This is a genomic window from Mesorhizobium onobrychidis (assembly GCF_024707545.1).
Classification (GTDB): domain Bacteria; phylum Pseudomonadota; class Alphaproteobacteria; order Rhizobiales; family Rhizobiaceae; genus Mesorhizobium; species Mesorhizobium onobrychidis.
This window is the reverse complement of the sequence record NZ_CP062229.1, coordinates 3,787,227-3,811,309: the sequence shown is the minus strand read 5'-3', so window position 1 is coordinate 3,811,309 and position 24,083 is coordinate 3,787,227. Positions and strand designations below refer to the sequence as shown.

Genomic DNA, 24,083 nt, shown 5'->3' with positions numbered 1-24,083 from the left:
CAAGACTTCGACATGCGCGATCTTGGCCAGGTATCACTACTCCCCGGACCACCAGCCGCTATCCTATGGAGATACATAGGAGGCCTTGCACATGGCAAACCACCAAGTCCGAAGCACTATCACACACATTGGCACGCTGACGTCGCGCCCGCAGGCATTTGTGATCTTTTTTGCCTATGCCGGCCTCTGGCTAATTTTCGATCGGGATAGCCTCGATTGGCACGCCATTGTGATACTGGCGACGTGGGCGATGACGCTGTTCATCCAGCGCGCCGAGCATCGCGATACGCAGGCGCTGCACGCCAAACTGGACGAACTGCTTCGCGCGGCCAGTGAGGCCGACAGCGAGACCGCGACTATCGACAATAAAGAACCAGAGGAAATCGAGGTCCAACGCGAGCGGAAACAGCAAGGCGATTCACCAAGGCGTTGAGACACGATGAATACCGATCGGCAGGTTACGCAGCATCGTTATCGGTCGCAACCAAATGATACCTCAAGTGATTGCGGCTGTGCTCGTTGAAATATTGGCCCTTGGCAAACGCGGCTTTGAACTCGGCGAAGGTCTCCGCCGGCACATCCTCAACTCGTACCGATTGTTGCTGGCGACGAACCATACCGAGATCTCGATAGCTGGAGGCGGCAACCGAGGGCGCACTCAACTCCATTGCTGGTGAAATAAAATCGGCCGATCGGACCTCATTCAGATCGTGCTGCGCAAGTGGCTGGACACCAATGCCTATCTGCCGGTCCGGCGACCAATGAGGAAAGCGAGACCGACGGCAGTGCACAGGAATTTCCGCGATCACCGAATTACTTGAATCGCCAGGTTCGGCAGTATCCAACGGCGGCGGACCCCAACGCCGCCGGCCGGCGCCCTACAGGCAATCTACCCCGACGCCCCCCAAGTGGCGCCGGCCACCCCCGCAAGCGACTGACAATCGCCCACCAAATCAAAGCGGGGCTGTAGGTTGCGGACCTTTCCCCTGAAGGCGTCCTTCAGCCGCCGTTAGCAGGTGCTGCCGGAGCGGGCGCGGCTGGGGCAGGCGCGGCTGGGGCAGGTGCGGCCGGCTCTGCCGGAGCGGGCGCGGCTGGCGCTTCGACCTTGGGCGCTTCGACCGTGGGTGCTTCAACCTTGGGCGCTTCAACCTTTACATCGAGGTCCTTTCCGTCGCCCCCGCCTTGGATGTTGATAACGCCGGTGAACAACAGCAGGATCACGATTGCGATAATTGCGAGAACGACGGCGACAGCAGTGCCGCCGCCATTTCCGCCTGAGTTAACAACCGTTGGACCGTCAGCCATGGCTACCTCTCCTACCTCTGAATTATCACTGGTCGGCAAATGGGACCGGCGGTACTTAGTTCCGCCGCAGGGCTATGGTCCCACATGCGGTAAGACCGAAGTCTTTGCGTCAAAGACAGAGGGCTGAGGGCCGGCAACCAAGACCTTGCCAATGCATTGGTATTGGGCCGCCGAGCAAAGTCCCTTCATCGGTGGCTCACCGGGTGGCCGCTGTTTGTCCCCCCCTCGGCGGGCACCCGATATGAGATCCCTAACAGCGGAAAGAACTGTGACCCTTATCCAGAGCAGACAGAATGTCGATGAGGCCGCAAGCCGACCCGCAAATGACAATCAAACCCCAACAGATTTCTCGGTGCTTGATCTCATTTCGTCGAGCGACGATGAGGTCGCTGCCATTGTCAGGCGAACAGAGAACCTGGCCCTTGCCGTTATTATAGTAATGGCGATCTTCCTGATCCTTGCACCGGTGGTCTTCATTGCCATGAGGTATGGGATCTGAGATGTCCCGCTTTAGCCCTCGTCCCAGAAATCCTGCAGCGAAGCGTGCCGAAGATCGTCCTCGCCCCTGAGATAACTCCCACGGGCTTTGATTCCTGGTTTGACCCACTGCGTCGCCGGCCGCTTTGGCATGTCCTTGGGCGGTGGGCCGGCATGTTCCTGGACGCGCTTCCAAAGCCGCTCCCGACGCCAAGGCGATCTATCACCTGGTCGACCAGGCCAGCCTTGCTGGCCTCACGCTCGACGGCCCTGACACGCGAGCATTGCTCAAGAGGTCCGAATACCGGAAGTCCCGCGTAGCAGCCGGCTGCTACCATCGACCCAAACTTTGGCGCTATCTGATATAGATGGCGAACTTCACCGAGGCGGTATAGAGTTCGCTTGAAAGAATGAGCCGTATCAACGGCAACGCTGAGCGAATCTGGGAGGATTCATGGTCGAAATCATCTCCAAGCGGGATGGCCCGCGGCGCGAGGACATGCAGGTCAAAAGACTGATCGAGCAGAATCGCTCGACAATCGTTCGCCTTGCCGACCAGATAAGCGGCGGCGGCTATTCGGCTTCGAGGAAGCCACGCCAGCAACCGAAGGCGAAAGGTTTGATCATCCACGTTGGCAGCAGTGCTGCGACTGTGGCCGACGCCAAGCCGACCATCCAGGTTACCATGAACGGCCGCGTGATCTCGAAAGATCAGAACACCGGCCGCCAGCTTCATCACATCGGTGATATCCGCAATAGGGGTGAGGAACAGATCTTCGTGCTGGCGACGAAGCAGAATGGCTTCTTCTCGCCGGTTGACGAAACTGTCGCCGAGGCGCTTGCGGACCTGGACGGGTCCCGCCTCGCCGCAACCTACACCGAAGAGCAGTTCGCCGCCGACATCGGCGAGAAACTCGGCATCAACTGACAGGCAGACGTTGGGACGTGCGCTTCCAATCCGCGATAGCATTCGAACATGACAGCATACAGCAATGGCATGCCTCAAAGGTTCTGTGATGACTGAATGAAACGCGCGATAGACCCCAATCATATGAAGATCGATGCCCTTCCGGCGCGTGCGTCGCTGGCCACCGGCAAAATGGTTCTGGGCAACATCGACTATGACGAGCGTGCCACCATGCGCGCCTGGGAAAATTTTCTGGCGGACGAGCCCAAATGCGCCCGCGATCCTGTCCACCCAAGCCACGTCCGCTCACTCATCCATGATTCCTGGTATCGCAGTGCCACCGGCGGTATCAACGCTCAAGGCATTGAAGCGCCGCTGAGCAGTGATCGCGACGAAATCGAATATCTGACCCGGGCCAATGCAGAACTGCTTTCGGCAGCGCGGCGGTCGTTCGCCTCCCTTGGCCAGTTGCTGGACGGGACCGGCGCGATGCTGGTTCTGGCCGACAGCGACGGCGTGCTGATCGACGCCATCGGCGACAAGAGGACGCTGCATGACGGCATGGACATCCACCTCGCCATCGGCGGCAAATGGAACGAGGATGCTGTCGGTACCAACGGCATCGGGACGGCGCTGTGGACCGGCGAGCCAACTTTCGTCCATGCGGCGGAGCATTTCTGCGCCGGCATCAAATCCTGGACTTGCGCCGGCGCGCCGATCCGCGATCCGCTCGACGGCAAGATCATCGGTGTCGTCGACTTGTCAGGCTATTCGCCGATCTTCCGGCCGCACAACACAGCGCTCGTCGCCGCAACAGCCCGGCAGATCGAAAAGGCATTGGCCGAACAGCAGCAGGAACAGCGCACACGCCTTCTCGAAGCTTTCATTTCGTCGGCTCCCAGCTACCGCCGAAAAGACGGACTGGTAATCGTCGACCATCGCGGCCGCGCAATCTTCTGCAACAATGTGCCTGACGGCGAGACCACCGAGATGATGGATGGCCCGATGGAGCCAGGCCGTGGCCGCTGGCTGATGAACCTTCCGTCCTCCGGCTCCGAGGCCGACCTTGCCAGGGCGCTGCCGGCCCATCTGCGATCCTGCCACATCACGCCGCTCAAGCTCGACGGTGACCTCCGCGGCGCGGCGCTTGTGTTCCCCTCGGTACCGGCAGTCTCCGGCGCGGCGGTGGTCCACCGGGAAGTGAACAAGCATCTTCAGGATGCTGTCGCCATGATCGTCGGCGAAAGTGACGCGCTGCAGGCCGCCGTCGACGTCGCCTGCCGCGTCGCCCGCTCAGGCAGCCTGACATCGCTGTTGATCGAAGGCGAAACAGGCGTCGGGAAAGAGCTGTTTGCGCGGCTTGTCCATGCCGGCAGCCGGCGCACGGCGAACGATCCGTTCATTGCGATGAATTGCGGAGCGATCACCAGGGACCTGTTCGGCAGCGAATTGTTCGGCCATGTCGCCGGCGCCTTTACCGGCGCCTCGCGCGAAGGCAAACCGGGCGTTTTCGAGCTCGCCAATGGCGGCGTCCTCAGTCTCGACGAGATCGGCGAATTGCCACTCGAGATCCAGCCGTTTCTTCTGCGTGTCCTGGAAGAGCGCGTGGTCCACCGCATTGGCGACAGCCGGGGTCGCCCGGTGGATGTACGCCTGGTCGCCTCAACCAATCGCGATCTCAAGCAGGAAATTGCTGCAGGCCGCTTCCGCCGCGATCTCTACTATCGAATTGGCGCGGTCTCGATCACTGTACCCCCGCTGCGCGAGCGCGGTGAAGATGTGCTGCTGCTGATCGAACATTTCAACCGACAGATCGCCACCACAGCAGGCGAGGACCCGCTGGAATTCTCGCGCGAAGCACTCGATGCCCTGCTTGCCTTTCGTTGGCCGGGCAATGTACGCGAACTGAAGAATCTCATCGGGCGGCTGCATGTCCTGACGCGCGGCCGCGACGTCGGGCTTCACAACCTTTCCGAGGAGATCACCGCGTCCGGCTCTGGATCGAAAGCCGGGTCGGACAGCAGTGCATCCCCGCTGGAATCAGCAGGCACGCTCGTCGAGGCCGAACGCCAGGCCATGAAGAACGCATTGGCTGCGGAAGGCGGCAACCTCAGCCAGGTCGCGCGACGGCTCGGTATCTCCCGGCCAACGCTCTACCGCAAGCTCGACCAATACGGCATCCGGCGCGGTTTCATCTAGGATCAGAACCTGTCACCGGCACGAAGAACCCCGCGGCATTCGCGCCACGGGGTTGGGGAAAGTCAATCAATTGAGGCGGCCGCGGGGTTAGATCAGCTCTTCACGACAGCAGCTGTCACTTTCTCGGAAACGTAGCCCAGACTGTTGCCAATGATCAGCGAAATCACCACAGCTGCCGCGACCTTGGTGATGCCGCTTGGACCCTCGCCATAGGCGGCAGCGCCGAGTAGAAAAAGTGCAGCGGTCGTTGCGTAGCCATAGACCGCTGATGGAATGGCACTCAGCAATGGCAGCTTGGCAGCGAGAATCAGGACTACGATCGAAACGCCGACGCAAATGCCGGCCGTGAGAGCCGTAACACCAATAGACGTCAGTGCTATCAATGCGCCGGCGGCGCAGATCGCTCCCCAAAGGTTTGCAAGCGCCGAATTCTTGAACCCGGCTTCCTTGCCGCCACAGTGATAGAAACTCCCCCAGCCCACAAATACCGCCCAGATCAGCACATAGGGGTTGCCGATCGTGATCGCTGCCCACGTTGCAATGCCGCCCATAATGCCGATGACGACGGCCAATCCTGTAATAAGATCCATATTGTCCTCCCATTTTTCCAAACCGCGAAGCAAAGAACTCGTTTCAGGACCACGCTTCGCTGACGTCCCGATACGGAAAGCCATGGCATCAGCCGCGGCGCTCAAGGAAGAAAGGCTTGCCGGGGCCGGCAAGCAGCTTCGCCACATCGACCCGGAAACGGCGATCCCGGCACGCGGACCAAAACGCCGGGCCCGCTCCGTGCAGGCCCGACCTAGATGCTTCAGGGAACGATGACGCCGCGGCCGGTGAACCGACGGTTCTTGAAATCGTCGAGGGCGGTGTTGATGCTGGCGAGGTTGTATTCGGTGTAATGCATCTTCACCTTGCCGTCGGCGTTGAGCTCCATCAGTTCGACAAGCTCGGTGAAATTGCCGACCAGGCTGCCGCCGATGTTGATCTCCTCGATGACGAGATGCGCGGTCGGCACGTTGACGGTGCCGCCATAGCCGACGACAAACAACTGGCCGCCTTTGCGCACCATCTTCCAGCAGATGTTCTCGACGCCGAGTTCGCCGACGAAATCGATGACCACATGGGCGCCACCGCCAGTGATCTGGCTGACCTCCTCCACCACATCGGGCCCGCCATCGAGGACGAAGTCGGCGCCCAGATCCTTTGCCAGCACCTGTGCTGCCGGCTCGCGATCAACGGCGATGATGCGGCAGCCAGAGATCGCGTGCAGCGATTGCAGCGCGATATGGCCGAGCCCGCCTATACCCAGCAGCACACAGTAACTCCCTGGCCTTAGCAGCTTGGCCGCCCGCTTGGCGGCGCGGTAGGCAGTGATGCCGGCGTCGGCCAGCGGCGCCACCTCAATCGGCGTGACGTTGGCGTTCAGCTTGATCAGCGAACGCTCGCTGGTTATGAAATATTCGGCGAAGCCACCGTTCATGCCAAGACCGGGGAATTGGCCGTTATCGCAGTACATGTCCTCGCCGTGCCGGCAGTTGAGGCAGATGCCGCACGAGCGGAAAGGATGGCAGATCACGGCGTCACCGCGCTTGACCGACTTGACGCCGCTGCCGACCTCCTCGACCCAGCCGGCATTCTCGTGGCCCATGATGTAGGGCAAAAGCGTGCCTTCGGGGTCCATGGTCGGCTTCCACACACCTTCGATGATGTGGAGGTCGGTACGGCACAGGCCGGCGGCGCCGACCCGCACGATCACCTCGTCGGGGGCAGTGATCGTCGGCGCCTTGACCTCCTCGATCCTGAGCTGGACGTTCATGAGCGGATCGTATTCGTACAGTCTGGCAGCTTTCATCGTCGTATCCTTTCAATGTCGAGATCGTTCGGATTGCTTCAGGCGCGGCCGAGCTTTTCGGAGCCGCCACCGCGAGCCGGTCCGGCCGTCGGGTCCTCGTCCTCGGCCAGATGGCCGATCAGCGTTTCGGTGGTCAGGATCAGCGTCGCCACCGAAGCTGCATTGGCCAGTGCTGTGTAGGTGACGCGGACTGGATCGATGATCCCTGCCTCGAACATGTTCTGGTAGCTGGCGGCAGACGCGTTATAGCCGTAGCCGCCGTTGATGCGCGTGACTTCCGCCACGACTGCTTCGGGATCGGCGCCGGCATTGGCGGCGATGCGCCAAAGCGGCCGCGAGAGCACCGACCGCACCAGGCGCACGCCTTCGGCGACATCCCCGTCGACGCCGGCCGCCACATTGTCGAGCAGCGGCGCGATCTGGGCAAGCGCCGAGCCACCGCCGGCGACCACGCCCTCTTCGGATGCGGCGCGCACCGCATTTAGCGAATCCTCGATGAGCTGAATGGTTCGCTTCTGCTCGACCGGCGTGACACCGCCGGCATAAAGGATCGCGGTGCCGCCAGAAAGCTTGGCCAGGCGTTCGCGCAGCTTGTCCTGATCGATGTTCGGCGGCGAGGCTTCATACTGCCGCTGTACCTGAGCGCGGCGCGATGCGATTGCCGCATGGTCGCCGCCGCCGCGGATGATCGAGGTGTAGGACGAACTGGTCTTCACCCGGTCAGCCGTTCCGAGATCGTCGGCGGTGATGTCCTCCAGCCGGCCGCCGAGGTCGCGCGCGATCACCTTGCCGCCGGTGATGATGGCCAGATCCTCCATCATGGCCTTGCGCCAATGGCCATATTCCGGCGGGTGGACGACGAGGTATTTTCCCGGTCCCTGCTTGCCGAGCAGCGTCACCACCACTTCCGGCGACATTTCCTCGGACACGATCAGCAGCGGCCGACCCGCCTCGTCGGCAATGCGGCGAGCCGCATCCAGCGCCTCAGGCTCCTTGATCTTGAGGTCGGTCATCAGGATGTAGGGCCGTTCGAGAACCGCCTCCATCTTCTCCTGATCGGTCACCATGTGGTGCGAAAGATAGCCGCGTTCGAAGGACATGCCCTCGACCACATCGAGCGTGGTCTCGGTGGTCACGCTGAAGTCGGTGGTGATGACGCCTTCGGCCCCTACCCGATGATGGGCTTCCGCCACCAGAGCGCCAAGTTTGGCATCGGTCGCGGCGATGTTGGCGACGGACGCCAGGATGCCGTTGCCCTTTGCCGGCTTGGCCGAAGCCTTGAGCGCCGCCACCACCGCTGCCACGGCAAGGTCTATGCCCTTGCACAGATCGACGGATTTCACGCCGCGTTCATTCGCCTCCACACCGCCCTGGATGAGAGCGTTGGCGAGCACGATGGCAGTCGTGGTACCGTCGCCAGCGACCTCGTTGGTCTGCATTGAGACCTCGCGGACCACTTGCGCGCCCATGTTTTCGAAACGGTCGTGCAGCTCGATCTCGGAGGCGATGCTGACGCCGTCGCGGGTCACCATCGGCGTGCCGATCGGCCGGTCGATCATGGCGTTCATGCCCTTGGGGCCGAGCGTCGGCTCGACGGCAGCGGCCAGCCGAAAGACGCCACGGGCGAGAGCGCGGCGGGCGTCGGAATTGTGAAGCATTATCTTGGGCATGATTCCTCCTTCCGCCTTACGGGCGGGTTGTTGGTTAGGGGCCTCGTGCGGGGGAGGCCGTTGTTTTCAGCTCTGCTTCAGGCGGTCGGCGCGGCTCGTCCCGGCACGCGATCCATGATGAAATCGACCAGCGTCGGTTCGCCCTCGACCACATCCAGTTCCTTGTATCTGGTCTGCTTGAGCCCACGGCACAGCGCGCCGTTGAACTCCATGTTGACGCGCACACCGCGCAGTTCGGCGAGATGGGCACCGAGCGCGGCGGGCGGTATGCGTTGTCCTTCCCAGGTCACGAAGACAGGATCATCCATCCGGCGGTCGGGGTAGCGTTCGAGCAAAGCCGCCCTGTACCTCGGTTTCTGGTTGGCCGCCTCGCCCGGTTCGAACCGGGCGACGTCGTATGCCGGCAGGTCCATATCGAGGATTTCCCGATCTGTCAGACCATGCTGCCGGAGGCCGCGCAAGACCGCCTCCTGGCGCCGCTTGAATGCCTTTATCCTGAAGGTTTCGCGCAAAGCGCCCAGATCCTGATCCTCGGCAAGTTCGACGAAAATATCGGCGAATGTCTTGCCGGCTTCCATGCCGCGATTGACCTCTTCCGCGAACATGTGGTCGTGCAGCTTGACGCGATAGGCCGGCGCCCAGGAGAGCTGGTCGAGCGCCTTGCGGACGCCGTCCAGCATTAGGAACGCGAAGTTGGGCGAGCACCAGTAGGTCGGCAGGCGGAAATCTATCTCCACGCTGCCATCGCTCGTAACCTCGGCCCGCTCGACAAAGCCCATCTCGGTCACCGGTTCGTCGAGTTCCGGGTCATTGACCTCGGTTAGCCGCCGCCAGACTTCTGCCTGGCGGCTTGGTATTCTGGCAGCGCCCATCGTGACTACTCCGCTGCGATGCTGAAGGGGGAGCCCGCGAGTGCCTTCTTCTTGGCATCGATATCGATGTCGTAAAGACGCGCGGCGTTGAGGCCGAGGATCTTCTCCTTGATCTCGTCGGTGAGTTGCACTCCGCGTTCGGCAGCGATGTCGTCGGGGATCTGATAGGCCCAGAATTTCTCCACCAGCCAGCGCGGCGTCCAGATCGCGTAGTCGGAACCGAACAGGATCTTCTCCGGCCCGAGCCAGAAGAGCAGTTCGGCGATGACTTCGCCGAAATAGCGCGGGCGGGAATGGATGAAGGGCAGCGCTACCGCAAGTCCACCGTAGACGTTGGTTTCCTGCGTCGCGATCCAGCAGAAATCGTCGAGGCGCGGCAGGCCGCAATGCTCGATGATCCAGTTGAGGCCCTGGAAATCCGTCGCCGCGTGATCGACGTCATGCACGTCGAAGGCATCCTTGCTGAGCGGCAGGATCGTCGGGCCCTTGTGGACGTGGATGTTCCTGATGCCGAGCTTGTCGCAGAGTTCGAAGCATTTGTAGGCATCGGGGTCGGTGAGCTTCCAGCCCTTGGAGGCGCCGTTCCATTCGGCCGTGTACATCTTCACGCCCTTGACGTCGTATGTCTCCTTGAGGAAGTGGATGTACTCAAGCGCCTTTTCACCATCGCGCGGATCGAAGGCCCCATTGACGATGAAACGCTCGGGATAGAGCTTGGCCACCTCGGCGTTGCGCTCGATCGTGTTGAAGCCGTTCTTGTAGAAGTCCTTGAGATAGGTCGACTGGACGATCGCCACATCGTCGGGACCATCGATGAACAGATCGCGATAGAGATCGTCGGCGCTGTACTTTTCGAACTTGCTCTTCTCCCACAACTGGTCCTTGGGGCTAAGCCCCGTGTGATAGGCGTAGAAGCAATCGATGAACTGCTTGCCGTGGACATTCTTCTGGTTCTCCGGGCTGCCGTCCCAGAAATGGGTGTGGCCGTCGACCACGAAAATGTCCTTGCCTTCCGGTGTCCTAAACATTCTTTCCTCCGCAAGATGCGTGTTGATCGGTTCGGCGTGCCGCAATCAGGCGGCACGCCTGATATTTTTTCGGCTATTCGATGTATTCGAACATCTCGTCCATGTTGCCGAACAGGATCACGGTGTTGTCGTCGATGCGCACCATCCTCCCGTAGTGGGTGGAGCTGTTGACCTCGAAGGTTTCCGCCGTCATCTCGCGGCCGAGATATTCGCTGATTTCATCCATCTTGAAGATCAGCTTGCCGGTACCATCGATCCGGATCATCGCCGGCTGGTAGGTTACGATCACGTTCGGCTTCAGGCCCATGAATTCAGCGATGGCCCTGGCTTCCACCGAGTCGTTCATGGTGACGCCGCACTGGTGCGAAATCGTCTGTTCGAAGGTGATGTCCTTCATCGACCTGAAGATGTTGGATTGCGATGCGTCGCGTGCTGCAGTTGACATGACGGTTTCTCCCTGTGTCAGCGATTGAGGCCAAGTTCGTCGAGTATCTGACCAATCCGTTCCTCGGACTTGGCACGGACATCGGCGAAAGCGACCGGCTTTGAATGCGGCATCGACCAGATCGGCTGCAGGCCGGTGGCTGCCTTGTCGGCGAGCGCGCCGTGCTTCTTGACCCAGCCCTGGAAGAGCTTCCTGTTCGCCGCGCCGTGCTTCTCGTCATTGGCGAGCATGTGCATGAGGTCGATCGTGTTGGCGAGATTGCGCTCGTAGTCGGCCTCGGCTGCCGAGATCACCGCAGGCGTGATGAAGTCATGGTTGGCGGCGGCGATCTGCATCAGGAAGCCTGAGCGGAATGCTTCCCCGACCAGCGGTTCGAAGACGATGTTGATGGCGAAATACTGTTCGAGATAGTCGGCCGCGCCCATGATGGTCTCGACCGCTTCGCGGGTGCCTTGCCAGTTGTTGTCCTCGAGCCAGGCCTTCTTGCCGAGTTCGTCGTCCCAGCCGGGAAGGTCCATGCCGATCTCGGCAAGGTAGAGCGTGATGTCCTGCGCAAGCCGCAGCTTGTAAGACGAGTTGGTCAGCGTCGCATTGTTGATCATCTGGGTGTAGCCGTAACGCTGCGCCTGCATTAGCGAGGTGCCGAGCCCGAATTCGGCATGTTTCCAGGCGCCGAGCTGCGTCTGCAGGATCTTGACCCAGGCCTTGTCGAAGGTCTTCGGCGCCCCCGACTTGCGAGCATTGTTGATGACGCTCTGCACCATCGTCTCGATCTTCGACTGGCGCTGATAGTGCGTGCGTTCCCACTCCTGATCGGGGGCGCGGAAGGCATGCCAGTTCGAGCTCTGCGCGGCGGTGTTCTGCTTGACATAGGCGCCCTTGCCGTCGGCAAAGGAGATGATCCAGTCCTGGATCAGGTAACGCTCCGGGTCAGGCTGTACGTCGACCGTCATGTCTTCGTAGTGCGTGGCGCGCTGGCCCTTCGGGTCGAAATACCGGTACTTCCGGCTGTCGGAGTCGGCAAAGATCGCCGCGCCGGCGGCTCCGGATCCGACTGAACTCGAGATAGCTGGCATAGTCTTCACTCCCTTGCTGCAGTTGTGCTTGTAGTAGCGTCGCCGCCCCTCAGTGGGTCGGCGTAGCACCTGTCGATGTGGTGAACTTGTCGAAGAAGATCCGCTCCGTCTCGAACCCGTTCATGAATAGAACCGGCTGAAGCGCATCGATCATCGGTGGCGGGCCACAGGCATGGACATCGCCCTGCCCGTCGACCGCAAGTTGCTTGAGCTTGGCGTCGACACTCTGGTGCACGAAACCGCGTTCGCCGTCCCATTCGGCGTCATCAGTCGCGTGCGACAGCACGGGAATGAAAGTGACATCCGAATGCTGGCCGATCAGCTCGGCGATCCTGTCGAGATAGAACAGGTCGTTGCGGGTCCTGGCACCGTAGAAGAAATAGACCGGACGTTTCTCACCGCTCTTCAGGTGGTCGTTAAGGATCGACCAGATCGGTGACATGCCCGATCCGGCGCCGACCAGGATCAGAGGTCCTTGCCGTTCGTCGCGTCGGAAACAGGTTCCGTAGGGTCCGACGACGGTGACTTCGGCTCCGGCCTTGATGCCTCCGGAATCGAGTTCTCCGGAGAACTTTCCTTCAGGGTATTTTTTGATGATGAAGGAGAGTTTTTGGGTTTGGTCCGGCGTATTTGCCATGGAGAACGAGCGCGTAATCGTCTCCCCTTTTTCCGTGGTAACCGTGATGTCAACATATTGCCCCGCCCAGAACTTTATCGGCGAGCCGAGTTCGATCTCGATGCCGCGAATGTCGTGAGTCAGATGCTCGATCCGAGCAATCCGGCCCATGAACGTCTTCACGGCGATCGCTTTCGCCAAAATCTCCTCGTCGTAGTTGAGAAGCTCGACTTCCAGATCGGAGTAGGCGATGCAGCGGCACAACAGGACGTGACCGCTCTCCTTCTCCATGTCGTTCAGCGCGAAGGTCGAGTATTTCAGCATGTCGACTTCGCCTTCGAGCAACACGCTTTTGCAGGCCGAGCATTGCCCTTCCTTGCAGCCGTGCGGCAGGGCGATGCCTTGGCGGAAAGCGGCGTTGAGCACCGTTTCGCCATGCTCGACGTCAAATTCGACGCCGACCGGGCTGAGCCTGACCGTGTGGGTTTCCGACATACGGACCTCCAGTGAAAGGAAGGGGCGGGACGAACCCGCCCCCCTTTGGCCTGATCAGTTGCAGGGATTGATGGTGAAGCCCTTGGCGTACTCAGCCAGGTGCTGCGTGCGTGCTTCCGGCGTCATGCCGCGGAGCGCGTTCAACGGCGATCCCAGTGTGTTGCCGCGCACGTCGTCCAGCGTCCACATCTCCTTGTCGTCGAAGCGCATATGCGGCTGCGGGACGAGTGTCTTGCCATCGGAGCGGACGAAGTTCAGGTCCTTGATGGCATCGGCCAGATCCCAGCCGTCATAGAGCGTCTCCCACTCGCGCTTGCCGCTGAAGCGGCCCATCGCGGGTGTCGGACGGCCCTGATACTCGTCGGCGAAAGCCACGGTGGCAGTCCACTTGTCGAGTTCGTGGGCGAAGGTGTGCAACTGGCCGTCGATCTCGCCGACAACCATGTCCTCGCGGATCAGGCAGGGAACGAGGCACGACCAGCAGCGATGCGGATAGACGTAGCCGACGTCGCTGTTAAACAGCAGCACCTTCTCGCCCTTGTGGCTAAGCTTGGCGTACCATTTCCAGAACTCGCCGAACTCGCCGTACCAGCCTGGATACTTGTGCTCGAACCACTCGAAGTCCTTGTCGGTCTGGGCTTCGATGCGCCAGAAGTTGACCGGCCAGCCGACCGCGAAGAACTGTCCGACCTTGTGGACATAGTTCTTCTTGGTGATGCGCTCCCACGCCGCCTGTACGTCGTCGTGATGGACCTTGATGCCGTATTTCTCGAGCGGCAGCATGTAGGTGCGGTAGTAGTCTTCATAGATCCAGCGGTGCCACATTTCCGCGTAGGACTCCTTGTTCTTGTCGCGGTTGGTGGTGCCGTATTCGATGAAGGTGCCGATGGCAGCATCGACGATCGCGTGGTTCTGCCAGAAGGCGTAGCGCAGGTCGCGCTCGAGCAGCAGGTGGTTTTCCGGCTCCTTGAGCGCCGCCATCAGCAGCGAGTGGCCATTACCGATATGCCGGCTCTCATCGGACTGCACCGACAGGAAGACGGTCGGCAGCGCATAGTCGCCGTTGCGGGCGGCTTCCGAAGGCATGGCGACAAACAGCGTGTTGGTGAAAGCGGTCTCGGCGACCACAGTCAGGTACATGCAAGCGGCGGTCATGGTGTCGCCGGTGATGAAGCCTTCCGCGAACTGCCGGCCGATGGTGGTGGCGTAGCATTTTCCGAAGGCTTCCTCGGTGATGTCGAAGCCGGCCGGATCGATGTAGTTCTCCATGTACCATTTCTTCAAATTCATCTGGATCGTCGAATGGCGGAACTCGTCGATCATCTGCATGGTGAAGCCGGTTCGAAGTTCCTCGCCGGGTGCGATGCGGGCGACCATCGCCATCGAGCGGGCGGCGGAGATTTCCGGGAAGGGAATGATCGCCAGGAAGAGTTTCATCCACTCGACCCAGCGCGGTTCCACATTGCGGAACATGTCGCCGCGCAGCGCCGCGTCCAGCGCGCCGTAAACTCGGTTGTCCTTCTCTTCCTGCATCGGGAAGTACGACCGCAGAACCTGTTTCATCGGGTCACGCGGTGTCTTGTTGATCTTGTAGTCCGTTGGAAACGTCATCGCTTCCTGGACGTAGGAAGGATTCCAACCGAGATCGGCAATCTTCTTGGTTGCCTCGCCCACGGAGATTCCGCGTTGCGAAGTAATCTTGTTGAGCGTCAGAGACGTCATGGTCATAAGCCTCCACCAGGTTTGAACCGCAGGTCCCTTGACCCCGGCATGAAGCGGCGCACAGCGCCGCCAGTGAGAATGCGAACGGCACGACAAAGGGTTGCGCGTTCAGGCGCGACTCATGGTCCGGCCATTCAAGTGGATCGCGGCAAAGGTGTTAGAGTCTGACAGGGACCGCGGCGCCAACCGCATATGCGATGGGCGTATCGATGCGGACGTGACCTGCTTCCTCCGTTCCTTCGTTCTTTTGGCACCGCGTCAAAGCGCGATGGGCTTCTTGTGCAAATACACAATGCAAGCGCCGTGCCAACTTTAAATTAGCATCCATGGCAAGGGCTCAAAACAAAATCGCTGCTCTTTCGGCATAGGAGCAGATGGTCAACTGTAACATTCTTTTACAGGTGTAACGTACGTCTGTAATATTTAACATGTATTCGCAACTGCAATATATTTTGTTAGCAAGCGCAGCAAGTGCAAAAACGAATATCATCTATTCAATTATGCGTCTTTCTCTACTATTTGGTGGCGAGAGGCCCCCATGGATGGGCCTCGCGCTGGAGAAGACCATGCCAAACGATAAAGACAGCCGGGGGCCGCCCGAGCCAATGTCCAGTCAGACCGACGGCGTCACCGGCGATCTTGTCAGGCTGATGCCCCGCGATCTGGTCTTTGTCATGCGCTTTCTGGGCGAGAGCCAACATCGCCTCCAGAGCCACTTCCAAGACTTCATCCGGGCCGAGCTTGCCGCCGGCGGCGTCACCACGGAAACGCATCCGATGATCCATCTGTTCATCGAGAACCATGCGATCCTGTTGCGCGACTTCGTGTTTTCCGGCGTTTCACTGTCGCGGCAGTTCCGCGTCGAGGAGATCGAACGCCTCACCGGCGATACAACATCGATGATCCGCGTCGACATCTGGGATCAGCTCAAGAGCCACATTGAAACGGCTGAAAAACAATTCCATTCGCAGGCCGGCACATTGCCCAAATTGCTATCGGTTTTCGAAAAACCACCCGGACCGATGGCTGGGACCGACAAATGATGGGAGGATCCGATGGGGCAAACTGCCAGGCGTGACATGTTGCTCGCCCGCCGGCTCGATCTTGTCGCCAACGTCTCCGGGCTGACTGCCGAGGCCCTACGGCTCAATCAGAAACGCGCCGGTGTCGAGATGGATATGCTGCGCCTGGAACTCGAAATCGGCAGGAGCGGCGGCAGCGCGCAACTGGTGCAGGATTTGCATGAAGCAGAGGAGAGAGCCGCGGCAATCATGAATGAATGTGCGGCGTGCGAGGAACGCATCGTCGCCGCGGAAGGCGACATCAAGGACGTCGACAGCAGCCTCGCGGCGATGGATGGAAACTGACGAAGGGGAATATCCATGAACCAGCACGCGATACAGAACCTGACCTTGTTCGACCTGCTGGCGCGAAGCTGGCGTCGTCCGTCGGCGGTCGCCGATCTGCGCTTCAGCGCCGATGGCTCGACCGTCGCCTTCACGTGCGTGGATGGAACGGTCGCAATTGCCGCGGTCGCGGACCAGGAGCTGCCGGAATCGCGGATTAGGGTGAGCGGCGATCTCGGCCAGACGACGATCCGCCCAAGAGAAAAATTTCCGGCGCCACTGATCGCCACCGCTGTTTTGGGAGAGGGCGACGTCCCACTCGCCAGCTATCTTCAGTCCGGCTTCCTTGTCGGAACGGCGCCCGGCGAGGCGGTGCATCTGACCGCGGACGGCAATGTGATGGAGGCACTGGTCAAGATCGACGGACCGGTCGTCGCCATCGACCACAGCCCCCGGACGGCCATGACAGCCGTCAGCAACGGGCAGGATATCTTCCTGTCACGCGGCCAAGGCGATGCGGTGAGACTGCGACACGGTCCGACACCGTCCACGGATGCGCTTGCCTTTTCGCCAGACGGGCGGCGCCTAGCCTGCGGCCGGGATAATGGACTATCGATCTGGGCGGTCGACGGCGACGTTGCCCCGATACGCGAGGTGTCTTTTTCGGCGCGCCCGGTGTCGATCCGCTGGAGTGGCGACGGCACATGGCTAGCCTGTGGGCTCGAAGCCGGAGGCTTTGCCCTGGTCAGCGCGGCCGATGGCCGCACTGACATTGTCGAGGGATTTCCATCGCCGGTCCGGACTGTGTGCTGGAGTCTGCCGGAGAATGCGCTGTTTGCGTCGGGCGCCTTCCGGATCGCCGGCTGGTCGATGACCGCTCCGCCACTTGACGGCGACACCTCGGGCGCGCTGGCGACTGGCCGAGCCGGGCTGGTTCCGGTCGAAACAGTGGCTGCGCACCCGGAGCAGAAACTGATAGCGGCCGGCTATGCCAATGGCCGGATCACCATCGCCCAGATCGGCGCGCGAGACGAACTCCTCGTCAGGCCGCTGGGCAGCGCGGTAACCGCGCTTGCCTGGTCCGGCGACGGACGCCACCTGGCAGTGGGCGCCGTCGACGGCACCGCCGCGATCGTCACCTTTCCCGCACAGATGTTCAAATAGCAAAGGCAGGCCGCATGCAAAAGGAGCACAAAATGCAAACCGAACCCACCCCCGAGGACGAGAGCAAGGACGAATTCTTCGAACGGCTCGCCAAACTGTCGGAAGAAATGGTGGCCAAGCACGGCAAGGATTTCAGTATGGGCGCATTGGTGCTTGCCGCCCGCTGGATCGCCGAAAACCGCGTCGGCCAGTTGAAGACCAACTAGACTCACGACCAACCAAGAACGCAATAGGCAACTCTCGCACTAAGGCTATGCCCCTGATCTCTCACAGCCGCACGGCATCGTGCCGTGCCCTGCCTTCGAAGCAGCCGAAAGCCGTCATCGGCAGGGAGAAGTTATAGCCGGCTGCGGCCAGGATGGCGTTGATCGCATCGCCTTGGGTGTGAGCCAGGTAATTGCGGCCCATTCTGTGTTCGTTCTTGATGTGGCCGATCACCGGCTCGACGGCCAATCGTCGCCGCATCTGGCGCTTGATGGCCGGTGTCACGCGGCGCTTCTGACCAGCGGTGAAGACCCTGAACTTATGGCTTTCCGCTGCCCCCACGGCGGCCCCTTCAACATGCATCGATTGAAGTTGGAGACCAGTCTCTTTTCGTCGGATGGCGACGGCTATTTACGTCGCCAGTACATCCCGCCGTTCAAGCTGACGGTCTTTTGCGTGTTGAGGAACCTTCCAGCCGTTACCCACATGGATTACCCCTCGACGGCCCCTTTCATGCTCAAAAAGGCCTGAGATAGGACTTCAGTCTGCCCGCTGGCCGACCATGGGCTGGCCCAGGCAGTGCTTTGGTCCGGGACCGCTATCGCAAAAGCCTGAGATGGGAGAGTTTTCAGGAACCGAGCTCCTGCAGGCGTCGTTGCGATGCCAACCCGTGACAGGAGGCTGCAATGGACCCCAGCATTCACCAGGCACGTTGGCTGCTTTTTCCGGTATTTGGCTTGGTGTTCGGGGTCGCGGCCGTCGGGCTTATTATCGGCTGATGGGCCCGATCAATGAAGGCGACACACTTGCGCAGTAATGAGTCCCTTCCTGCGCTAGCGAGACCCACCGGTTTCTCCCCCTGAGACTGGTGGGTCTTGACACCGCCTGATGATGGCGAAAGCGTGATGTGGTGCAGAGTACAGAGGATTGGCTCGGGCGAATTCGAAACAGGTAGAAATGCAACGCAGACCAAGACGGTGAGAGGATATTCTAGCGTGCTATTGGCAAATTCATTGATCACAGACGCGATACGGCCGCAACGCCTGAGGCGCCGTGAGACAAGAGTTCTCGCCAGGATGAATGCGCGGCCTGCGTGCTCTCAATCGCAGCGGAGGCCAAAATCTCTTCGAAGGCTTCGCGTCGCCATCTGCCTCAGCGCATCGGCCTTGGTTCTCGTCGTGAGCCCCTACCGTGTGGCACAGGACGGCCTGTCCCTGACGCTTAGCCCGCAGGCCGCCCAGGCACAAGGGAACTCTGGGAACTCTGGAAACTCCGGGAACGCTGGAAACTCCGGGAACGCTGGAAACTCCGGGAACGCTGGAAACTCCGGGAACGCTGGAAACGCTGGAACTCCCGGGAGCTCGAACTCCAATGCCAACGCGGGCAAGGGCAAATCAAAATCATCGAAAGGCAATCCCCCGGCAAATCCAGTTGCCGCGGTAAACCCCGGCAACAAGCCAAAAGTATATGTCAACGCGACCACTGGAGACCGGATCGAAGTGCGCGGGCCAAGTGTGGGTGTGGTGCATTCCAACGGGCTCAGCGAGCGCATCGACGGTGGCCATTATGAAATGCGGGATGCCATGGGCCGTACCATCATTCGGCGGCAGGCAACGAACTCCGATCGGGCAAGACTGCTCGCCATGATCGAGTGATGACGAGTTCACAGGCCGCAAGGCTACCTTGCTTCACGCAGGATGGCGGGCAGGCGGATGCTGATGCTCGGTCGCGTCGCGCAATGTCATCGCGGCTTCGGTCCGGTTGCTCACATTGAGCTTGGCGAGAATCCGCGTCATGTGATGCTTTATGGTTTTCTCGTGCAGGTTCAGCTGAAGACCGATCCGCTTGTTGCTCAATCCCGCGGCAACGAGCGTCAGGATCTCTCTTTCGCGACTGGTGAGTTCGGCCAGCACGTCGGGTTTCGCGGTCGCGGTTGATTGGCTAGACAAGTCGACCAACACGCGCGCCGACAATTGCGGGCAAACATACCGTTCGCCCATCGCCACCGTGCGCAGTATGGCGGCCAGGGTTCTCGACCCGACACCCTTCAGGACATAGCCTCTTGCCCCGCTCTGCAAGGCGGTCATGACGTGCTGGTTTTCCTCCGAAACGGTCAGCATCACGATTTTCAGATCCGGGTGCCGCTCCAGAGCCGGTTCGATCGCGCTGAGGCCCCCTCCAGGCACCGAGATGTCCATTAGGAGAATATCGAGCTGCTGGTCTTGCGATATCCGCAAGGCGTCATCTCTATTGCTGCCTTGGGCAACGATCTCGAACCCGCCGATCTGCTCGAGAGTGCGCACCACGCCTTCCCTGAACAGCGGATGGTCGTCGATAATGGCGAGCTTTATGGCCGCTCCCATCACGCCTGTCCTATTTCGACTATGTTGAGAACCATTTTCACCACCGTGCCATTCTGTGAAGATGTTACACCAAATTGGCCGCCGAGGCTTTCTACCCGCTCACGCAGCCCGATGAGCCCCAGCCGTTCAGGGTGGATGATCTTCGGGTCGAAACCTGGGCCGGTGTCGGAAACCTCGATACAAACGCGCTCCCCGTCGAAATGTTTCGCGACCGATTGACCGGCACCCCCGGCGTGGCGGAAGCCGTTGTTCAGCGCCTCCTGAATAAAGCGAAAGATGCAGATCTTGGCCGCTGGGGACAAGGGTGTGTGCCCCCCGGTCATGGACAGCATCACTCTGACGCCGGTCCGCTCTTCGTGCGCTCGCACGGCAAGCTCGAGGATTTCCGTCAACTCGGCATTCTCGACATGCGGCAGCATAAGGCCCTTGCTGACATTCCTGATTTCTCGCATCGCATCGTCCAAATTCGCTTTGACCACCTGCAATTCCCGTGCGCGCGCCGCAGCCGGCGTGGCAGGATCGGCTAGCACGGGGCTGTCAATCCCTAGCGCAGCGAGGGCAACCAGTTGCGCCGGCCCGTCGTGCAGGTCCGCGCCGATCCGCCTGAGGTGACGTTCGTTAAACGCCGTAGCGCGCTGCGAAGCACGCTGCACCCGCAGTCTTAACATTCTGTTTTGAACAACCAGATCGGAAAGTTCGGCAATGCGCTGCTTCAATGAGCGGCTCTGGGAACGAATCGTGCGGCTGCCACGAAAAACGATCGCCGAGAGCCCGAGGAAAAAAATTGCGGTGACGGCTGCGACATCGAACCAGGTCCGAACGAGTGCCTGCCGGAGGTCCATTTCAAAATCGGTGGCGATCTCGTCGAATTCCAAAACAGCCACGACTTCGCCCGACCACGGCTGAAGCATCGGATTAAAGATTTCAAGAAGATGCAAGCCGCTGTCCCTCTCAGCCTGGTTATCATAGTGCCTGTCCAATTCAGCAACTATGTCGCCTGCGAATGCGGCCCGGAGATTGTCGCTGAGTGGAAAGCGCTTCCCGACCAAATTTTTATTGGTTGAATAGAGGATGGTGCCGTCGCGGCGCCAGAGCTTGAAGGATTCGAGCCTTGTGCCGAGTGCGCCTTGTCCCAGCGTTTCATCCAGCGCGTGGGCAACGCTCTCGTCGAGCACTTCGCTCCTGCGCATGTCGGGGAGCAGCGGCGCGATAACGCTGTCGACGTAAAGAGCGGTCGCAGAAGCCGAGTTCCGGGTGACCGCGGCTTCTATCTGGCTTGTCACGGAAATTCCCACCACGATCATCGCCGACAGCGAGAATAGCCCGCCGGCGAGCAGAAACTGAGTGGCCAGCGACAGTGCATTCCATCGATCGATCAGTCTTGTCGCTCTGTATGGCGCCATATCCCCAACGGCCCGGTCGGCGGCGCGTCGCGCCAGCGGCACGATTCGAGAGAACCGGCCAATCTGTTGTCGAACGACGCTAAGCGACGCCATCTTTGATCTGCAACCGATCAATCCCAAGGGAACTTAGGGCTTACAGGCGGGACGGAAACCGCAGCCAGCGGTTTTTTTGGGTAAGCGCCACGGCCTCGTCGAGCGAGGCAGCAAGTCATGACGCGCCAACTCCGATCCTTTCGATCTCCCCCCGGCACAGATGGTGCAACGCATGATCGCCCATCGCAGAGGAAGGTGCGGCGTATCTTTCACTTCCGGTCGCGCAATGCTCTCACCGCTTGAGTAAGGGTCATTCGATCGTTACCGTTCTTTTTGATCAGCTTACTGACCTGGCTGGGCGAAACGCCATTTTCTCGCGCGAAATGTTCCACCTCGTAGTACTCGTCGACCGACAGGCGGTCGTGGTCGAGGAAGTCTCGATTGCACTTGTTGTCGGCCATTTCCTTTCTCCTGGCGAAGCGTAACACGGGGTCTGAATGTCGGTTGGAAACAGGCTGGATGAGGGTGGTGGACACTCCTCTCCATGAGCTCCTCCTGAACTTGCGGCGAACGAGTGCGAGCGGTCGCGGTTCCGGGCGGCTCGATAGCCGGACCCATTGCGCGCGACACGTCAGACTTAGGTCCTACGGAAAGACCTCCCGGTTCGGACCGAAGCCCAGCCAAAGGAACGTTTGCGGCTGCCTCAGGTTTGAGTAAGCAAGGTGCGGATGCGTCCAGCGCAAAGGGGTTACATTCACATCACATAAGGAGGCACTTATGAGAATGCATCTTTTCACTGCAGCCGCGGGATTTTTGCTACTGGCGGGTATCGGCGCCGCTGCCGCTCAGGACGTGATCATTGCGCCTGAGCAGGAGACCGTCATCAGGGAGTATGTGAAAAAGCAGCCGCTCGCATCGGTGAACCTCCTTGGGCTGGAGCTCAATATCGGCTCAACGCTGCCCGACACGGTCGAGCTTCATGAAGTTCCCGACGTCGAGTATCGCTACGTTGTCGTCGACAACCGGACCGTTCTTGTTGATCCAGGCACACGCAGGATCGTCAAAATCATCGATTGACCGAATGACTTGGGGAGGAGACGCCCGCCGCTTCGAAACGAGCGGCGGGCGACTATGCTATGGGCAGTGTCAAATGCGAACAATCAGCAGACTTTTCGATTCCCACGACCAGGCAGCGCGTGCCGTTGCCGCGCTTCAGGCGGCAGGAGTTTCTCGCGAACAGATCAGCGTCATCGGACCTTACGACGACGAAATCGGCGCTGTCCTCAGCGGTCCGGGCGGTGCCGCGCTTGGCGCGGCAGCTGGTCTGTTAATCGGCCTGGGTGCTTTTGGAGCCACCGGCATTGATCCTGTCGGAGCGGTGGCTGGCATGGTCCTCGTCGGTGGAGCCTGCGGCGGCCTTGCTGGTGGGCTTCTCCAGGCATTCGCCGATGTTGCCAAAAAGCCGGGTGAGCCGAACGTTGTACAAGGCGTCATTTTGGTGATGGCGCATGTCGATGAAAAGCAGGCCGATACCGCGCAGGCAGTGCTCGAAAATCCCGTTCACGTAACGCAGCTCGTGGCCACGGTCGGGTGAGTGCGTCGGGTTGGTTCGCGCAGGCCACGAAACGCATTCAGATCGGCACTTCTCGCTGAGCCATCAGTTTTCCCTCTGACGGTTCACGAGGCGGAAGCGTCTGCTCGACCAGATTGACGTAGTAGCGCAACACGGTCGGCACGATCTCGTCATTGAATACGTAGCGATCGCCATGCAGCCCCTCGCCGGGACCGACATCGCCGACGCCGATCCACGCGTAGCAGCCGCCTGCCTCGCGGATCATGAAGGCGAAATCCTCGCAGCCGAGGCTCGGGCTGAACTCGGTCGTGACGTTCTCCCTCCCGACGGCGGCGGCGGCTGCCTCGACGGCGCGGGCCGTGGCAATCGCCGTGTTGATGAGCGGCGGATAACCCTTCTTGTAGTCGAGCGTGGCTTTAAGCGAATGGGCTGCGGCAATGCCCCGGGCGATCTCGCCGATCAGCTTCTCGCAATGATCGGAATGACCGGGCTCGAAAAAGCGGCAGGTGCCTTGCAGCCAGACCTTGCCCGGCACGATGTTGCCGACATTGCCGCCATGGATCTGGGTGAGGCTGACGACCAGCGCGCTTTGCGGATCGACCGAGCGGCTGACGATGCGCTGGGCGGCCTGGACAAAGGCGCCCGCGGCCAGGATCGGGTCGTCGCCGAGCTGCGGCATGGCGGCATGCGCGCCAAGACCCTCGAAGGTCAGCTCGAAATTGTCGACGGCGGCCATCTGCGCTCCAACGCGAGCCGCGATCGTCCCCAGTCTGACGCCCGGCCAGTTGTGGACGGCATACATGGCCTCGACTGGGAAACGCCTGAACACGCCGTCTTCGATCATGCGCAAGCTGCCGCCTTCGTTTTCTTCGGCTGGCTGGAAGATGAAGTAGACGATGCCGTCGAAGGCGCGGTATTGGCTGAGCAGTCTGGCGGCGCCGAGCAGCATGGCGGTGTGGCCGTCATGGCCGCAGGCGTGCATCACGCCCTCATTCCTGGACGCATAGGGCAAGCCGGTCCTCTCCACGACCGGAAGCGCGTCCAGCTCGGCGCGGAGACCGATGGCGCGCGTGCCCGTGCCGCTGCGCAGGACGCCGACAACCCCGGTGCCGCCGATCCCCTCATGCACCTCATCGAAGGCGAAGGCGCGCAGTTTCTCAGCAACGAAACGTGCCGTTTCGTTCTCATTGAATCCGAGTTCGGGATTGGAATGGATATGGTGGCGCCAGGCTATCACCTCTGGCGTCAAGGCGGCGATGGGGTCATTATGCAGCACGACGCTCTCCTTCCACCGGCAAAGGGCGGTTTGATCCGGGATCACGATTAGAAG

At 60.6% G+C, this 24,083-nt stretch carries 26 protein-coding genes and 1 pseudogene; 10 read left to right on the top strand and 17 right to left on the bottom strand.

The window, feature by feature from the left end; translation table 11 throughout:
* Window positions 1-91 precede the first annotated feature (91 nt).
* Complete coding sequence (locus IHQ72_RS18910) at window positions 92-433, top strand: low affinity iron permease family protein (protein ID WP_258116477.1); 342 nt, start codon at window positions 92-94, stop codon at window positions 431-433.
* Window positions 434-458: 25 nt separating this feature from the next.
* Here the strand turns inward: IHQ72_RS18910 and IHQ72_RS18905 are convergent, their stop codons facing one another.
* Window positions 459-845, bottom strand: a complete 387-nt coding sequence (locus tag IHQ72_RS18905; RefSeq protein ID WP_258116476.1) for a KTSC domain-containing protein — start codon at window positions 843-845, stop codon at window positions 459-461.
* Window positions 846-999: 154 nt separating this feature from the next.
* Window positions 1,000-1,305, bottom strand: a complete 306-nt coding sequence (locus IHQ72_RS18900; protein WP_258116474.1) for a hypothetical protein — start codon at window positions 1,303-1,305, stop codon at window positions 1,000-1,002.
* Between the two features lie 268 nt (window positions 1,306-1,573).
* Here IHQ72_RS18900 and IHQ72_RS18895 point away from each other — a divergent pair, with 268 nt between their 5' ends.
* From IHQ72_RS18895 to IHQ72_RS18885, 3 genes are all read left to right on the top strand, one after another.
* Window positions 1,574-1,804: a hypothetical protein gene (locus IHQ72_RS18895; protein ID WP_258116472.1), complete on the top strand. Its 231-nt coding sequence runs from the start codon at window positions 1,574-1,576 to the stop codon at window positions 1,802-1,804.
* Window positions 1,805-2,236: 432 nt separating this feature from the next.
* A complete protein-coding gene (locus IHQ72_RS18890; protein ID WP_258116471.1) occupies window positions 2,237-2,710 on the top strand; it encodes a hypothetical protein in 474 nt (157 codons plus the stop codon).
* A 96-nt stretch (window positions 2,711-2,806) separates the two neighbouring features.
* Complete coding sequence (locus IHQ72_RS18885; RefSeq protein ID WP_258116470.1) at window positions 2,807-4,888, top strand: sigma-54-dependent Fis family transcriptional regulator; 2,082 nt, start codon at window positions 2,807-2,809, stop codon at window positions 4,886-4,888.
* Between the two features lie 92 nt (window positions 4,889-4,980).
* Here IHQ72_RS18885 and IHQ72_RS18880 read toward each other — a convergent pair whose 3' ends face one another.
* From IHQ72_RS18880 to IHQ72_RS18840, 9 genes are all read right to left on the bottom strand, one after another.
* Window positions 4,981-5,562, bottom strand: a complete 582-nt coding sequence (locus IHQ72_RS18880; protein ID WP_258116469.1) for a DUF1097 domain-containing protein — start codon at window positions 5,560-5,562, stop codon at window positions 4,981-4,983.
* Window positions 5,563-5,699: 137 nt separating this feature from the next.
* The gene (locus IHQ72_RS18875; RefSeq protein WP_258116468.1) at window positions 5,700-6,743 is read right to left on the bottom strand and encodes an NAD(P)-dependent alcohol dehydrogenase; all 1,044 of its coding nucleotides are present in this window, start codon (window positions 6,741-6,743) and stop codon (window positions 5,700-5,702) included.
* A 38-nt stretch (window positions 6,744-6,781) separates the two neighbouring features.
* Window positions 6,782-8,413 (bottom strand): molecular chaperone GroEL, encoded by a 1,632-nt coding sequence (locus IHQ72_RS18870; RefSeq protein WP_258116467.1) that lies wholly within the window; start codon window positions 8,411-8,413, stop codon window positions 6,782-6,784.
* Between the two features lie 77 nt (window positions 8,414-8,490).
* Window positions 8,491-9,285, bottom strand: coding sequence for an iron-sulfur cluster assembly protein (locus tag IHQ72_RS18865; RefSeq protein ID WP_258116466.1), 795 nt, complete (start codon window positions 9,283-9,285; stop codon window positions 8,491-8,493).
* A gap of 5 nt (window positions 9,286-9,290) precedes the next feature.
* Entirely contained in the window at window positions 9,291-10,313 is a 1,023-nt protein-coding gene (locus IHQ72_RS18860) for an amidohydrolase family protein (protein ID WP_258116465.1), read from the bottom strand.
* 73 nt (window positions 10,314-10,386) lie between these two features.
* The gene (locus IHQ72_RS18855; protein ID WP_236388125.1) at window positions 10,387-10,758 is read right to left on the bottom strand and encodes an MmoB/DmpM family protein; all 372 of its coding nucleotides are present in this window, start codon (window positions 10,756-10,758) and stop codon (window positions 10,387-10,389) included.
* A gap of 17 nt (window positions 10,759-10,775) precedes the next feature.
* Window positions 10,776-11,834 carry an aromatic/alkene monooxygenase hydroxylase subunit beta gene (locus IHQ72_RS18850; protein ID WP_258116463.1) on the bottom strand — a complete coding sequence of 353 codons (1,059 nt, stop codon included), beginning with the start codon at window positions 11,832-11,834 and terminating at the stop codon, window positions 10,776-10,778.
* A gap of 49 nt (window positions 11,835-11,883) precedes the next feature.
* On the bottom strand, window positions 11,884-12,945 hold the full coding sequence (locus IHQ72_RS18845) for an NADH:ubiquinone reductase (Na(+)-transporting) subunit F (protein WP_258116461.1): 1,062 nt from the start codon (window positions 12,943-12,945) through the stop codon (window positions 11,884-11,886).
* 54 nt (window positions 12,946-12,999) lie between these two features.
* Entirely contained in the window at window positions 13,000-14,673 is a 1,674-nt protein-coding gene (locus tag IHQ72_RS18840; RefSeq protein WP_374120256.1) for an aromatic/alkene/methane monooxygenase hydroxylase/oxygenase subunit alpha, read from the bottom strand.
* A gap of 422 nt (window positions 14,674-15,095) precedes the next feature.
* Between IHQ72_RS18840 and IHQ72_RS18835 the strand changes: the two genes are divergently transcribed.
* The 4 genes from IHQ72_RS18835 to IHQ72_RS18820 are packed head-to-tail and all read left to right on the top strand — an operon-like array spanning window position 15,096 to window position 17,383.
* Window positions 15,096-15,710 carry a hypothetical protein gene (locus IHQ72_RS18835; protein WP_258116459.1) on the top strand — a complete coding sequence of 205 codons (615 nt, stop codon included), beginning with the start codon at window positions 15,096-15,098 and terminating at the stop codon, window positions 15,708-15,710.
* 39 nt (window positions 15,711-15,749) lie between these two features.
* Window positions 15,750-16,034, top strand: coding sequence for a hypothetical protein (locus IHQ72_RS18830; protein WP_258116458.1), 285 nt, complete (start codon window positions 15,750-15,752; stop codon window positions 16,032-16,034).
* Between the two features lie 15 nt (window positions 16,035-16,049).
* Entirely contained in the window at window positions 16,050-17,177 is a 1,128-nt protein-coding gene (locus IHQ72_RS18825) for a WD40 repeat domain-containing protein (protein WP_258116457.1), read from the top strand.
* Between the two features lie 32 nt (window positions 17,178-17,209).
* On the top strand, window positions 17,210-17,383 hold the full coding sequence (locus IHQ72_RS18820) for a hypothetical protein (protein ID WP_167366274.1): 174 nt from the start codon (window positions 17,210-17,212) through the stop codon (window positions 17,381-17,383).
* Between the two features lie 61 nt (window positions 17,384-17,444).
* Here the strand turns inward: IHQ72_RS18820 and IHQ72_RS18815 are convergent.
* A pseudogene (locus tag IHQ72_RS18815) lies at window positions 17,445-17,717 on the bottom strand (hypothetical protein); the annotation flags it as partial.
* 1,163 nt (window positions 17,718-18,880) lie between these two features.
* Here IHQ72_RS18815 and IHQ72_RS18810 point away from each other — a divergent pair.
* On the top strand, window positions 18,881-19,036 hold the full coding sequence (locus tag IHQ72_RS18810) for a hypothetical protein (RefSeq protein ID WP_245319513.1): 156 nt from the start codon (window positions 18,881-18,883) through the stop codon (window positions 19,034-19,036).
* A gap of 33 nt (window positions 19,037-19,069) precedes the next feature.
* Here the strand turns inward: IHQ72_RS18810 and IHQ72_RS18805 are convergent, their stop codons facing one another.
* From IHQ72_RS18805 to IHQ72_RS18795, 3 genes are all read right to left on the bottom strand, one after another.
* Window positions 19,070-19,744: a LuxR C-terminal-related transcriptional regulator gene (locus IHQ72_RS18805; RefSeq protein ID WP_258116454.1), complete on the bottom strand. Its 675-nt coding sequence runs from the start codon at window positions 19,742-19,744 to the stop codon at window positions 19,070-19,072.
* Complete coding sequence (locus IHQ72_RS18800; protein ID WP_258123880.1) at window positions 19,744-21,147, bottom strand: sensor histidine kinase; 1,404 nt, start codon at window positions 21,145-21,147, stop codon at window positions 19,744-19,746. Before IHQ72_RS18800 ends, IHQ72_RS18805 begins: the two co-directional genes overlap by 1 nt.
* A gap of 302 nt (window positions 21,148-21,449) precedes the next feature.
* Window positions 21,450-21,641, bottom strand: a complete 192-nt coding sequence (locus IHQ72_RS18795) for a DUF3606 domain-containing protein (RefSeq protein ID WP_123150566.1) — start codon at window positions 21,639-21,641, stop codon at window positions 21,450-21,452.
* Window positions 21,642-21,957: 316 nt separating this feature from the next.
* Here IHQ72_RS18795 and IHQ72_RS18790 point away from each other — a divergent pair, with 316 nt between their 5' ends.
* Entirely contained in the window at window positions 21,958-22,257 is a 300-nt protein-coding gene (locus tag IHQ72_RS18790; protein WP_258116451.1) for a DUF1236 domain-containing protein, read from the top strand.
* A 250-nt stretch (window positions 22,258-22,507) separates the two neighbouring features.
* Here IHQ72_RS18790 and IHQ72_RS18785 read toward each other — a convergent pair whose 3' ends face one another.
* Both IHQ72_RS18785 and IHQ72_RS18780 read right to left on the bottom strand, forming a co-directional pair.
* Complete coding sequence (locus tag IHQ72_RS18785; RefSeq protein ID WP_258116450.1) at window positions 22,508-22,744, bottom strand: hypothetical protein; 237 nt, start codon at window positions 22,742-22,744, stop codon at window positions 22,508-22,510.
* A gap of 67 nt (window positions 22,745-22,811) precedes the next feature.
* Window positions 22,812-24,029, bottom strand: a complete 1,218-nt coding sequence (locus tag IHQ72_RS18780; RefSeq protein ID WP_258116449.1) for an amidohydrolase — start codon at window positions 24,027-24,029, stop codon at window positions 22,812-22,814.
* Window positions 24,030-24,083 lie beyond the last annotated feature (54 nt).

What these genes read in the sequence shown, in the direction of transcription:
- IHQ72_RS18910 (WP_258116477.1), top strand. Translation starts at nt 92, where the DNA reads ATGGCAAACCACCAAGTCCGAAGCACTATCACACACATTGGCACGCTG.
- IHQ72_RS18900 (WP_258116474.1), bottom strand. Translation starts at nt 1,305, where the DNA reads ATGGCTGACGGTCCAACGGTTGTTAACTCAGGCGGAAATGGCGGCGGC.
- IHQ72_RS18890 (WP_258116471.1), top strand. Translation starts at nt 2,237, where the DNA reads ATGGTCGAAATCATCTCCAAGCGGGATGGCCCGCGGCGCGAGGACATG.
- IHQ72_RS18885 (WP_258116470.1), top strand. Translation starts at nt 2,807, where the DNA reads ATGAAACGCGCGATAGACCCCAATCATATGAAGATCGATGCCCTTCCG.
- IHQ72_RS18880 (WP_258116469.1), bottom strand. Translation starts at nt 5,562, where the DNA reads ATGGCTTTCCGTATCGGGACGTCAGCGAAGCGTGGTCCTGAAACGAGT.
- IHQ72_RS18875 (WP_258116468.1), bottom strand. Translation starts at nt 6,743, where the DNA reads ATGAAAGCTGCCAGACTGTACGAATACGATCCGCTCATGAACGTCCAG.
- IHQ72_RS18870 (WP_258116467.1), bottom strand. Translation starts at nt 8,413, where the DNA reads ATGCCCAAGATAATGCTTCACAATTCCGACGCCCGCCGCGCTCTCGCC.
- IHQ72_RS18865 (WP_258116466.1), bottom strand. Translation starts at nt 9,285, where the DNA reads ATGGGCGCTGCCAGAATACCAAGCCGCCAGGCAGAAGTCTGGCGGCGG.
- IHQ72_RS18860 (WP_258116465.1), bottom strand. Translation starts at nt 10,313, where the DNA reads ATGTTTAGGACACCGGAAGGCAAGGACATTTTCGTGGTCGACGGCCAC.
- IHQ72_RS18855 (WP_236388125.1), bottom strand. Translation starts at nt 10,758, where the DNA reads ATGTCAACTGCAGCACGCGACGCATCGCAATCCAACATCTTCAGGTCG.
- IHQ72_RS18850 (WP_258116463.1), bottom strand. Translation starts at nt 11,834, where the DNA reads ATGCCAGCTATCTCGAGTTCAGTCGGATCCGGAGCCGCCGGCGCGGCG.
- IHQ72_RS18845 (WP_258116461.1), bottom strand. Translation starts at nt 12,945, where the DNA reads ATGTCGGAAACCCACACGGTCAGGCTCAGCCCGGTCGGCGTCGAATTT.
- IHQ72_RS18840 (WP_374120256.1), bottom strand. Translation starts at nt 14,673, where the DNA reads ATGACCATGACGTCTCTGACGCTCAACAAGATTACTTCGCAACGCGGA.
- IHQ72_RS18835 (WP_258116459.1), top strand. Translation starts at nt 15,096, where the DNA reads ATGTATTCGCAACTGCAATATATTTTGTTAGCAAGCGCAGCAAGTGCA.
- IHQ72_RS18825 (WP_258116457.1), top strand. Translation starts at nt 16,050, where the DNA reads ATGAACCAGCACGCGATACAGAACCTGACCTTGTTCGACCTGCTGGCG.
- IHQ72_RS18820 (WP_167366274.1), top strand. Translation starts at nt 17,210, where the DNA reads ATGCAAACCGAACCCACCCCCGAGGACGAGAGCAAGGACGAATTCTTC.
- IHQ72_RS18805 (WP_258116454.1), bottom strand. Translation starts at nt 19,744, where the DNA reads ATGGGAGCGGCCATAAAGCTCGCCATTATCGACGACCATCCGCTGTTC.
- IHQ72_RS18800 (WP_258123880.1), bottom strand. Translation starts at nt 21,147, where the DNA reads ATGGCGCCATACAGAGCGACAAGACTGATCGATCGATGGAATGCACTG.
- IHQ72_RS18795 (WP_123150566.1), bottom strand. Translation starts at nt 21,641, where the DNA reads ATGGCCGACAACAAGTGCAATCGAGACTTCCTCGACCACGACCGCCTG.
- IHQ72_RS18790 (WP_258116451.1), top strand. Translation starts at nt 21,958, where the DNA reads ATGAGAATGCATCTTTTCACTGCAGCCGCGGGATTTTTGCTACTGGCG.